Below are 12,139 nucleotides of genomic sequence, written 5' to 3'. Positions count from 1 at the left end.
TCACTAGATACCGCCGACAAAACGATGGGGGCTTAAAAGATTTTTGGGGTCAAACTGATGTTTCAGCCGTCGCATGAGATCAAGCCCATTACCAGCGTAGCCCCAAACCTCGAACTCCTGCTTGACGGCGATCGGCGCTTGCAGCACTGAAAGGAAACCCCCGTGGGCTTGATACAAGGTCCGTAGTTCTAACAAGGTAGCGGGAGAGGTAGCTTGGCTGTCCAGATACAACTTCCCTAGCCCGCTGCTGGCATGAATTAGCCCTGCGGCTGTCTGGGAGGTGATGGCCTCGGTTTGTGCTAAGACCGCGATCGCCTCGGCAGGTCTGACTCCAATTTTGCAAACAATGGGTTCTGAGGAATCTGCGGACGTGGATGCTGCCAAGCGCTGCCAAAGCTGTTGTTCATCAGTATCGGCATATAAATGACTGGATAAACTCAACGTTTGCCCGAGTTCTAGTAGGCGATCTATTTGAGCTTTGACACTGCTAGCCATGCTCTGGAAACGAGCCACCAAGCCCATGCCTTTACCAATTTGCAGATTAGTGACCGTAGCAGTGGAGAGGATATCCAGGGCAGCGGGAGTTAGGGCGGAATGCAGGAGGGTTTGGGTGGCTTGAGCGATCGCCTCTGCCTCCCCGGTCAAAATCACCGTTCTCGAATCTGTCTGCAAGGGATACAGGCGGAACGTGACCTGAGTGAGGATGCCCAAAGTACCATAGGAGCCGCTGATCAGCTTCATCAGGTCATATCCTGCCACATTCTTCACCACGCGCCCACCAGCTTTGGCGATCGCTCCATCAGCCCGCACTAAAGAAAGACCCAGCAGCATATCTCGCACACCACCGTAGCGTTGCCGCAGTGAACCAGCATCACTAGTGGCAACAATACCCCCCAACGTTGCTGTTTCCGGATAAGCCGGATCAAGGGCTAGGAACTGGCCTGCCTTGGCTAGGAGGGCTTGCAGGTCAGCAAATTTCGTTCCCGCTTCAGCGGTAACGGTTAAATCTCCCACTGCATGCTCGATCACTCGGTTGAGCCGTTGAGTGCTGACCACCAAGTTAATGTCTGAGCCCAGCCCTCCCCAGCTGAGCTTGCTGCCGTTCCCGCAGGGTAAAATACCCCATTGGTGTTCATCCGCTTGACGCACAACTTCGGCTAGTTCTGCTGAAGTGCCAGGATAAACCACACCGCTAATCTGCGTTCCGGGCGCGACGGCTTGGGCGATCGCTCGCTGCCATGGTTCAGACAGCTCTCCATAAGAGCGGATGTTTTCTGCTCCCACAATAGAAGTGAGTTCCTCGATTGGAGGGCCGAGACGAGGTGCATTCGCATAATCTTCCGCAGGAATTGCTGCCATCCACTTTTCTACTACTTCTTAAATGCTGCAACTTAAGGTGACAGCGCTGCTCCTAGGAGGCGTGCTGCTCTGGATTCAGAGACCTATTGGCTTAATTTACCAAGAGTTTTGCTCGCTTGTGTGCAGCTTAGAGAGATTGGCATCCTAGGGTGAGTTACTTAAGTTTTGGATCTTCCCCTGAGAAACCTCCGTATAAAATCCCATGAACCGCAGAGTTGTCACGGGCCACAATAAAGAGAAGCAGCATTCTTGAAGACTTATGCCGAGTCTCAGCGCTCAGAAGCGCATGCTAAGAGACTGTAAATTTTTACTGCTGCAACAGTTACCCAGTGACGGATTGATTATGCTGCTCAACCCCCTAGCCCTCCCCGTCAATCCTCTAGAGCTTGTAATCGATCGCTGTCCTCTGAGGGTGACGCCTCAAACTCCGGTGTTGGAGGTGGCAAGGTTGATGAGTGTGAGCGATCGCTTGCTGGCTAGCCCTGCCTTACCTGAGCCTTGCGCCCTAGTTATGGAGGCAGGCCGACTGGTTGGGCTTGTGACTGCTCAGCAGATCCTGTGTTTGATGGTAAGTGATATGAGTCTGGCAGGACTTTGTGTCGCCGAAGTCATGGGGGAGCCGCCGCTGGTACTTCAGGAAGCAGAAGCCACCGCGTGGACCGCTGTAGGGGCTTTATTGCCACAACCGCAGACTCAATATTTGGTGATCGTGGATGAGCGAGAGCAGATTATAGGAGTGGCTACTCTGGAGCGTCTCTGCTTAGCTTTGCTGTCCTACCCGCAAGAAAACCAATGTCTGGAGCAGAAATGGGCAACCGTCATGACCCAGGTACGAGACGGGCAACTGCGGCCTACTCAAGAAGCACCTCAACCTCTAGAAACCGCGCTACAGATTGCTAGGGCTGAACTAGAAAATCAATTTGAGGAGCGAACCGCAGCGCTAAGACAGGCCAGTGATGAACTGATTGCTGAAATTGTCCATCATCGTCGCACAGAAGTTCAGTTGTCTCGTAGAACTTTTGAGCTAAAAACAATTTTTCAAGCCTTTCCCGACCTCTACTTTCAAGTTGATGTCGATGGCACCATTTTGGATTACCACGCGAACGATCATGATGATTTGTATGTGCCGCCAGAAGAATTTCTTGGCAAAAGAATGCGAGATGTTTTGCCCGCTTCTGTCGCCAAGGAAATACAAGCTGCGATTGATCGGGTAGTAGTTACTCGCACTTTAGTTGCAGTCGAATATTCTCTACCCTGGCAAGATACCCATAGACATTTCGAGGCGAGAATTCTGCCTTTTCTGGATCAAAAAATGCTGGTGATTGTCCGTGACATCAGCGATCGCATTCGGGCAGAAGCCGCATTACGTAAAAGTGAGGCTACAACCCGAGCTTTGTTAGCAGCGATTCCAGACTTGATGATTCGCATGAATAGTGCTGGAGACTACCTCGACTTTTTGCCTGCTAAAAATTTCAAAACCGTTGTATCGAGTACAGGTTGGCAGAAGAAAAATGTTTATGAAGTCATGCCACCTGCGATCGCCCAAGAGCGAATGTTTTATGTTGAGCGAGCTTTGCAAACAGGGATGACTCAAGTTTATGAATTCGAGTTGTGCTTAGAAGGAGAAACATTTACAGAAGAAGCTCGGATTGCCGTGAGCGGGGAAGATGAGGTTCTAGTCATTGTACGAGACATTACCGATCGCAAGCAGGCAGAAGCTGCCTTAAAAGCGCAAAAAGAATTTCTTTGCCATGTGATTGATACGGTGCCTAACTTAATTTTCGTCAAAGACTGGCAAGGGCGATTTACGCTGGTTAACCAGACATTAGCCAATATGTATGGTACTAGCGTAGAAGATTTGCTGGGCAAAACCGACGCTGACTTTAACCCGAACTCAACAGAGGTAGCACAATTTCTACAAGCTGATCGAGAAGTGATTCTTCGCATGCAGGATAAAGTTATTCCAGAAGAAACAGTAACTGATGCTAACGGACGAACTTTTTGGTTCCAAACTATTAAGAAGCCATTGTTGTCACCGGATGGCAAAGCTTACCAAGTGCTAGGAGTGGCCACAGATATTACAGCTCACAAACAAGCAGAAGTGGATCTACAGTTATTAAATGAAGCTTTGGAACTAAAAGTTCAGAAGCGGACTAACGCTTTGCAAGCAGTTAACGAGCAACTGTTAACGGAAATTACTGAACGCCAGCGAGCAGAAGAACAAATCAAACTATCTTTGCGAGAAAAAGAAGTTCTACTCAAAGAGATTCACCATCGGGTCAAAAATAACCTGCAAGTAATTTCTAGCTTACTCAAGTTACAGGCTGGCTCTATTAAGGAGTATCATGTCCTGGAAATTCTCAAGGAAAGCCAAAATCGTGTCAGAGCAATGGCTTTGCTGCATGAGAAACTTTATCAATCTGAAGATTTGGCTAAGGTTAACTTTGCTGAATACGTACATAGCTTAGTCGCTAACTTATTTCGGTCTTATGGCGTCAAATCGCAAACCATTACGGCGAAAATCAATGTTCAAGATATTTTGTTCGATATTGATGCCGTAATTCCTTGTGGTCTCATTATCAATGAGTTAATTTCCAACTCCTTGAAATATGCTTTCCCCGAAAACCAAAAGGGTGAGGTCAGTGTTGAGTTGGTGTCAACTGAGGCTGGAGAATGCCAAATAGTCGTGAGTGATAATGGAGTGGGTTTACCAAAAGAGCTAGACTTTTATCATACGGAGTCTTTAGGCTTGCAACTAGTCTGCATGCTCACTGAGCAACTAGAAGGTAGAATTGAGCTCGATCGCAGCTCTGGGGCAGTTTTTAGGATTAGCTTAAAGCCAATAAAATAAAAATACTAAAATTAAATGTCTACCAAAATTCTAGTAGTTGAAGACGAAAAAATAATCGCTTTTGATATTCAGAAAAGTTTAGAAAGCTCAGGATATAGCGTTCCTGCGATCGTTAGTTCTGGGGAGCAGGTGATTGAGAAAATTCCTGAGGTTGAACCGGATCTGGTTTTGATGGATATTATTCTCAAAGGTGAGCTTGATGGAGTTAAGACCGCAGAAATTGTTCGCGATCGCTTTGATATACCCGTAGTTTACTTAACCGCTCATGCTGACGAAACTACCCTTAAAAGAGCAAAAATATCAGATCCCTTTGGCTACATTTTGAAACCTTTTGAAGATCGAGAACTGGTTACTACGATTGAAATTGCCTTGTCTCGACATCGGGCAGAGTCAGCAACCCGTAAAGCTTTACAACAAGAAAAAGAACTTAGCGAGCTCAGATCGCGATTTGTTTCTGTGGTTTCTCACGAGTTTCGCAATCCACTCAGTACAATTTTGTTTTCCACAGAGCTATTAGAAAAATATCAAAGCAGACTTAGCGAAGCGAAAAGATTAACTTATTTACAGCGAATTCAAGCTGCGGTAAAGCGTATGAGTCAGTTGCTAGATAATGTTTTAGCCATTGGCGCAACAGATGCCGGAAAACTTATCTGTAATCCTACCCCCTCAGATCTCAATCAATTTTGTCTTGATCTAATTGAAGAACTGCAATTTAGTACTAATACTAATTGTGTGATTGGTTTTAACAATCACGATTTTCCAGAACCATTCACCGTTGGTACGCATCTGCCTTGCTTAGACACGAAGTTACTCCAGCATATTTTAATTAACTTGCTGTCAAACGCGATCAAGTATTCTCCTACAGGAAGCAAAATAAACTTCGACTTATACTATCAACCAGAAGCGGCTATCCTGCGGATTCAAGATCATGGCATGGGTATTCCAGTCGCAGATCAAGCGCAGCTTTTCAGCCCTTTTCACCGTGGTACTAATGTGAGTAACATCGCAGGGACTGGACTTGGGTTATCTATTGTTAAACAGTGCGTTGAGTCTCATGGTGGTACGGTCCAAGTTGTCAGCGAGGTAGGGATGGGAACCCTATTCACAGTCACGCTTCCGTTGAGTTATTCCCTCGCTCATTCATCAGCTCCCTATGCGTAAGATTTTAGTGATTGAAGATGAGCAACCGTTTCGTGAAGCGGTTTTAGAGCTTTTGGAGGTGGAAGGTTTCCAAGCCATTGGCGCAGAAAATGGTCAAATTGGCGTGCGCTTGGCCCAAGAAAATTTACCTGATTTGGTGCTTTGCGATATCCAAATGCCTGATATCGATGGATACAGTGTCTTAAGGGAACTTCGACAAAATAGTCTCACGGCAACTCTCCCTTTCATTTTTCTCACAGCTAGGGGAGGCAGAGACGAACTGCGTCAAGGTATGAACTTGGGGGCAGATGACTACTTGATTAAACCTTGTACCTCAGCGCAGTTGCTCAATGCGATCGCGACTCGGCTGAACAAGCAGGAGGTTCTGAAGCAACAAGCTCAAACTCAATTAGACGATCTTCGAAATAACATCACCGTAGCCCTGCCCCACGAACTGCACACTCCTTTAAATGGAATTTTGGGCCTCTCACAAGTGCTGATCGATGAGTATCAGGGAATCGAACGCGGGGAGATTTTAGAAATTGCCAAAGATATTTACCTCTCTGCGGAGCGTCTATATCAACTCACTCAAAAGTTTTTGCTGTATGCCGAACTAGAACTAATTGCCACCAATCCAGCCCGCTTGCAAGAGTTGCAAAAGGATGTAACGCCTTGCTCTAAGGCGGCGATCGCCAGCGCTGCAATGCAGGTGGTAGAGCAAGCGGGTCGGCAAACGGATCTTCAGCTAGACCTAGCAGAACTGTCAGTGTGGATGGCAGAGTTCAGACTAAAAAAAGTTGTCGAAGAGTTGATAGACAACGCTTGCAAATTTTCCCTTGCCGGAACTCCGATACGCCTAAGTACAACTCATGGAATGACAACGCAGAACCAGCAAGCCGTTGTATTGAGCGTTAGCGACCAAGGCCGTGGGATACCGCCTGAGGAGATCGCCAACTTAGGTGGATATATGCAGTTTGAGCGTAAAATTTACGAACAGCAGGGAGCAGGCTTGGGTTTAGCGATCGCTAAACGCTTGGTTGAGTTACACCAAGGCGAACTGGCGATCGAGAGTATTCTAGGCCAACAGACCACAGTTCGAGTTGTTTTACCACTAGAAAAGCTCCATCCCTGAGAATTGTTTGCTCGTTTCTACTCGCGCTGCCTCTCCACAGGTGCGAGGGGTTGGAAAAATTTTGTCCGGGTTGGCGATGCGTTGCGGATCAAACACTTCACGCACCCAAATCATTGTTTCTAAATCGGTAGGGGTAAACATATTAGGCATATAGCAGCGTTTATCCGCCCCAATGCCGTGCTCTCCGGAAATGCTGCCCCCCACTTCCACGCAAAGCTTGAGAATATCCCCGCCTAATTCTTCAACCCGCTCCAGCTCGCCAGGGATGGAGTTGTCGTAGAGAATCAAAGGGTGCAAATTCCCATCCCCAGCATGGAACACATTGGCGACTTTGTAGCCGTGTTTTTGGCTGAGCGCTTCAATTTCTTGCAAGACGAAAGGAAGCTTGGTGCGGGGAATGACGCCATCTTGAACATAATAATCTGGGCTAAGCTTACCCGCCGCTGCAAATGCCGCTTTACGCCCTTTCCACAATTTCAGACGTTGTTCTGGGTCAGTGGCGATCGTGACGCTGCGCGCTCCATTGTGGCGACAGATTGCTTCCACTCGCTGGCTACTCGCCGCCGCTTCCACTTCTAAACCATCCACTTCGACTAAAAGAATAGCCACTGCATCACGAGGGTAGCAACCTGTCGCCACCACATCCTCCACCGCATTAATGCTGAGGTTATCCATAATTTCCATACCACCGGGGATAATGCCAGCACTAATAATGTCAGAAACGGCTGCACCCGCCGCCTCGACATTGGTGAAGTCTGCCAGCAAAACCCGGACGGCTTCTGGTTGTTTCAAAATTCTTAGCGTAATCTCTGTGGCAATGCCTAAAGTGCCTTCAGAGCCGACAAACAACCCTGTTAAGTCGTAACCGGGAGTCTCGGCCACCTCTCCACCCACTTCAACAATCGAGCCATCGGGCAAGACCAACTTGAGACCGAGAACGTGATTGGTCGTCACACCATATTTGAGACAATGAACTCCTCCAGAGTTCTCAGCTACGTTGCCGCCTACGGAGCAGACGATTTGGCTGGAGGGATCGGGGGCATAATAAAATCCTGCACCGCTGACGGCTTGCGTCACCCAGCTATTGATGACTCCGGGCTGAACCACAATCCGCTGATTGGCTAAGTCAACTCGCAAAATTTTTCGCATCAGCGCTGTGACGATCAGAACACAATTCTCTGTGGGTAAAGCGCCACCCGATAACCCTGTGCCTGCGCCTCTAGTGACAAAAGGCAACCGCTGGCGATCGCAAATCTTCACCACGGCTGCGACTTCTTCGGTGGTACGCGGCAAAACCACCACCGCTGGCCGCTGGCGATAGCTGGTCAGGCCATCGCATTCATAGACCAGCAGTTCTTCAGGTCTGCGAACAACGCCATTTTTACCAACCACGGCTTCAAATTGTTTGACCACCGCTGTCCAATCACGTTGTTTGTTTTGGGTGATCATCAAATTTCTCCTTGAAGATATAGTGTCTCGCGAGTAAGAAGCGACTAGGCAAATTGAAGTTGTCCTCAAGACTATTGTGACAGCAAGCCCAAGGCAGTGAAAGCAGGGGTGCCGCTAAAGGCGATCGCGCTCTACTCAGCCCCATAGGATGGCAGAAAATCGTTCCTCTGAATCTTCCGATGTTTTTGGTTTTGAACCTCTTACTTGCGTGATACTACTGAGGAGCTGGAAGGACAGAGAGTTTCGTACCTTGATCAGGAAGGACCTTTTGTTATTATTTCAGCCGAGCTAATTTATATGATCGTTTTTTTGAACAGACCATCCGACTCGTAAATTTCTGGATATTGCGGCTCAAAAGCAGAACTGTCTTGGATTTGAGCCTACAGTGAAGTCTGCTTGATGGCCTTAAATTGGTCAGTTTTTCAACTTGTAATTTTTGGTTTATAAAAAATTAATATTTGCTCTAATCCTGCTCCTCTATGGAAAACCACCCTTTTTGCTAAGTCAGGGCGGTTTATTAACCCAAAATTTGCTGTTACTCTTAATTCAGCAAGTCTAGCCTTAGTGATTTCACGTAAAAAAAATCTAACTAGAACTCGTGCATCCTGCTTTTTTTGGGCTAACCAAAGGATCTTCTCAGTAATTTCACTGAGGAGCTGGCTAGAGTTGATCATACTGAATCCAGCCAAGAGACTTTGATAAGGCTAAAGTCATGAATCAGAGCCTAAAAACTCAAGCTCAATCTCAACATTCTCCAGAAAGCTCTAAAGCGCTGGCGGCTTCTCAATTGTTGTCCTTGATTCAGGCAGACCTTTCTCTGTCTGCTGACTTGAGCCAAGCTTTTCAAATCAAGCAGTTTCACTTGGGTGAAGATTGTGTCAGTTCTGAGTTAGTTAATTCAGCTCAGAATTCTGCTTGCCATGAGCAGTTGTATTTGGTTTGTGCGGGGCGGGTGCGCTTACTCAGTTTTGATCCAACTCAGCAGCGAGAAGCCCCTGTCATGGTTCTAGAGGCAGGCGAAACTTGGGGGGCAGACTCACTTTGCGCTCAGACTCCGCTTCCTTACCGAGCGATCGCGGCTAGTACCGTGGAGGCGGCGATCCTAGATGGTGCGGCCTTGACTGAGTGGTTCGATCAACTGCCTCGTCTACGCGACTATTTGCTCCGTCAAGCTCAACAGCGCGATCGCCTGATCTTTTTGAAAACATTAACCAACCTGCGATCGCTACCCAGCCAGAAGCTACGGCAAGTGAGCGACTATCTCGTAGAAACCCAGGTGGCTGCTGGCAATGCTTTGTCTCCGCCTATTCTGGCTGAAACAGACTACTGCTGGTTGCGGAACGGTGAAATTCAGAGCCAAGAAGCTCAGTCTCAGCCGTTGATGGTGGGGGCAAGTTGGCATTGCTCAAAAGCACCCCTGACCGATTGGATGGCTCAGACAAATCTGATAATTTATCGGCTGTCTTTGGAGCACTCTCTCAACTTGCAAGTGCTTGTTCCAGAAATCGGGGATTTAATCAAGCACCTGGCTGAATCAGAGGTTGTTGCCAATAATGGCCATTTGCAAGCTGCACCAGCTCAGCCACCTGCCCCTGCAACTGTCATTCGACGATCGCGGAAGCCCCAAGAGCATCTGGCTCGCCCTGCCGCTGATGGAAAAACCGCTCAAGCTAGCGCTACCTCTGAACCTATTAACTTTCCCGCTCCCTCTCGGCGTTACTCCAGACGACATTTGTGGGCGGGTTATCCCTTTATTCAGCAACAGAGCAGTTCTGACTGTGGGGTGGCTTGCTTGGCAATGGTGGGGCGATATTGGGGGCAGGACCTTAGCTTGAACTTTCTCAGAAACTTGGCGGGGGTTGATCGGAGTGGCGTTTCACTAAAAACCTTAGCGGTTAGTGCCGAACGCTTGGGGTTCCATGCTCGACCCGTGCGGGCCAGTTTAAGTGCCTTGGTGGATCAGACGCAGCCTTGGATTGCTCACTGGCAGGGAGACCATTATGTGGTGGTCTATCGCACTCAAGGCAGGAAGATTCTAATTGCCGATCCAGCGGCTGGGAAGCGATCGCTTTCTCACCAAGAATTTCAGCAATATTGGACAGGATATGCCCTGCTTCTAGAACCCACTGAAAAGCTGAACGAGATTGAAACTAAAAAACCCTCACTCGACCGTTTTTTACGGTTACTTTGGCCTTACCGTGGGGTTCTACTACAAATTATTCTAGCCTCACTCCTGATTCAGATTTTTGGGCTGATTACCCCTCTATTTACTCAAATTATTCTGGACCAGGTGGTAACGCAAAAAAGCCTCCTTACCTTAAATGTTTTCGCGATCGGCATCCTCATTTTTGGAATTTGGAGCATCACGCTCACCACAATTCGTCAGTATCTTTTAGATTATTTTTCTAATCGCTTAGATCTGACTTTAATTAGTAGTTTTGTCAGTCATGCCCTACTACTACCTTTGAAGTTTTTTGAATCGCGCCATGTGGGTGATGTACTAACGCGAGTTCAAGAAAACCAAAAAATTCAGATGTTTCTGACCCGTCAAGCTGTGACTGCTTGGCTAGATGCCCTGATGATATTTGTCTATCTAGGGCTGATGTTTTATTACAACTGGCAACTGACATTACTTGTAGTCGCTATTATTCCGCCGATTGTAATTTTGGTGCTCGTAGCCACTCCTTTGCTACGGCAAATCTCACGCGAAATCTTTAACCGAGAAGCGGCTGAAAACTCGACGCTGGTAGAGATTTTGACAGGAATTGCCACCGTGAAGGCAGCGGCAGCAGAGCGGGATTTGAGATGGGGCTGGGAAGAACGCCTCACCAGCATGCTCAATGCTCGATTTCAGGGGCAAAAGCTGAGTAACACTTTGCAAGCGGTCAGCGGGTTAATCAATACGATAGGCAGCACTGCTCTACTTTGGTACGGCGCTTCATTGGTGATTCGCGATCAGTTAACGATTGGTCAGTTTGTAGCCTTCAACATGCTGATTGGTAATGTGATTAATCCCGTCTTACGATTAGTGGGACTGTGGGATGAGTTCCAAGAAGTAATCGTCTCCGTAGAGCGGCTAGATGATGTTTTCTCAACCGAGCCAGAGGAGTCTGTGCGAAAACCGCTTCTGGCTCTACCACGCTTGCGGGGAGATGTGCAATTTGACAATGTGACTTTTCGCTATCAAGAAGACGAAGAACATAACACGTTGCAGAATATTTCTTTTCAAGTGCAGGCAGGTCAAACGATCGCCATTGTTGGCCGCAGTGGTTCTGGCAAAACAACTTTGATGAATCTGTTGCAAGGTCTGTATCACCCAACCAATGGCCGCATTTGGATGGATGGACATGATATTCGCCACGTTTCTCCCCAGTCGTTGCGATCGCAGCTTGGGGTGGTGCCGCAAGAATGCTTTCTTTTTTCGGGCACCATTCTGGAAAACATCACGCTGTCTCGCCCAAATTTTGCGCTTGAGGAAGTTGTGGAGGTTGCCAAGCTAGCAGAGGCTCATACCTTTATTCAGGCCATGCCGTTGGGGTACAACACTAAAGTGGGTGAGCGAGGAGCCATGCTCTCTGGGGGGCAGCGTCAACGTATTGCGATCGCCCGTTCTCTTTTGGGCAATCCACGAATTCTGATTTTGGATGAAGCGACCAGTTCTCTAGATACTGAGTCAGAGCGACGCTTTCAACAAAACTTGGCTCGCATTAGTCGCGATCGCACTACTTTTATCATTGCTCATCGTTTGTCCACGGTTCGACATGCCGATTGCATTCTAGTCATTGATCGCGGCGTTTTATTAGAGCAAGGGACACATGAAGAACTGATTGCTTTGCATGGATTGTACTACCACCTAGCACAACAACAACTTGACCTTTAATCTTTTAAGTCCACTTTATACAATCTTTAAATCTAGAACATTGTGAAATATGCACTTATCAATTTTGTTGCCTGCATTTCAGTCTTTATCCTCAATATTGCTAGTCAGAAAACTGCCAAATTGGCAGTTATGAAAAAAGGTGAGGATTAGCATGAATATGACCGCTAAGCTATTTCTGAAAATACATCGAGTCAAAGTTTGATTCTGTATAAAACAACACGACTTTTTGAGAGTCATGAACTGTGAAGACTGATTCAATCCGACCCTAAAGAGAAGCCTAGTTGAGCTGCCAAGATTAGCGATTGCTGCGAAGGCTTATAGACTGCTT

7 protein-coding genes are annotated in these 12,139 nt (G+C 47.5%); 4 read left to right on the top strand and 3 right to left on the bottom strand.

All coding sequences use genetic code 11. The annotated features are described in order from the left end of the window. Positions 1-3: 3 nt before the first annotated feature. Entirely contained in the window at positions 4-1,359 is a 1,356-nt protein-coding gene (locus tag NDA01_RS14550; protein ID WP_348228496.1) for an FAD-binding oxidoreductase, read from the bottom strand. A 259-nt stretch (positions 1,360-1,618) separates the two neighbouring features. Here NDA01_RS14550 and NDA01_RS14545 point away from each other — a divergent pair, with 259 nt between their 5' ends. From NDA01_RS14545 to NDA01_RS14535, 3 genes are read left to right on the top strand one after another with little or no spacing between them, the layout of a single operon-like run. Further along, entirely contained in the window at positions 1,619-4,210 is a 2,592-nt protein-coding gene (locus NDA01_RS14545) for a PAS domain-containing protein (RefSeq protein ID WP_348228495.1), read from the top strand. A 15-nt stretch (positions 4,211-4,225) separates the two neighbouring features. Further along, positions 4,226-5,371 carry a hybrid sensor histidine kinase/response regulator gene (locus NDA01_RS14540; protein WP_348228494.1) on the top strand — a complete coding sequence of 382 codons (1,146 nt, stop codon included), beginning with the start codon at positions 4,226-4,228 and terminating at the stop codon, positions 5,369-5,371. Next, entirely contained in the window at positions 5,364-6,482 is a 1,119-nt protein-coding gene (locus tag NDA01_RS14535) for a hybrid sensor histidine kinase/response regulator (RefSeq protein ID WP_348228493.1), read from the top strand. The genes NDA01_RS14540 and NDA01_RS14535 overlap by 8 nt, the downstream gene beginning before the upstream one ends. Here the strand turns inward: NDA01_RS14535 and glcD are convergent. Beyond that, a complete protein-coding gene (glcD, locus tag NDA01_RS14530; protein WP_348228492.1) occupies positions 6,462-7,931 on the bottom strand; it encodes a glycolate oxidase subunit GlcD in 1,470 nt (489 codons plus the stop codon). The genes NDA01_RS14535 and glcD overlap by 21 nt on opposite strands. 422 nt (positions 7,932-8,353) lie before the next feature. Then, entirely contained in the window at positions 8,354-8,605 is a 252-nt protein-coding gene (locus NDA01_RS14525; RefSeq protein ID WP_348228491.1) for a hypothetical protein, read from the bottom strand. Positions 8,606-8,643: 38 nt separating this feature from the next. On the opposite strand from NDA01_RS14525, the gene NDA01_RS14520 reads away from it, so the two are divergent. Beyond that, positions 8,644-11,811, top strand: a complete 3,168-nt coding sequence (locus tag NDA01_RS14520) for an ABC transporter transmembrane domain-containing protein (protein WP_348228490.1) — start codon at positions 8,644-8,646, stop codon at positions 11,809-11,811. Positions 11,812-12,139: the final 328 nt, after the last annotated feature.

Origin of the sequence: Trichocoleus desertorum AS-A10, from assembly GCF_039962155.1 — a bacterium.
GTDB lineage: Bacteria > Cyanobacteriota > Cyanobacteriia > FACHB-46 > FACHB-46 > Trichocoleus.
The sequence above is the reverse complement of the archived record's forward strand: the minus strand, read 5'-3'. Positions and strand labels throughout refer to the sequence as shown.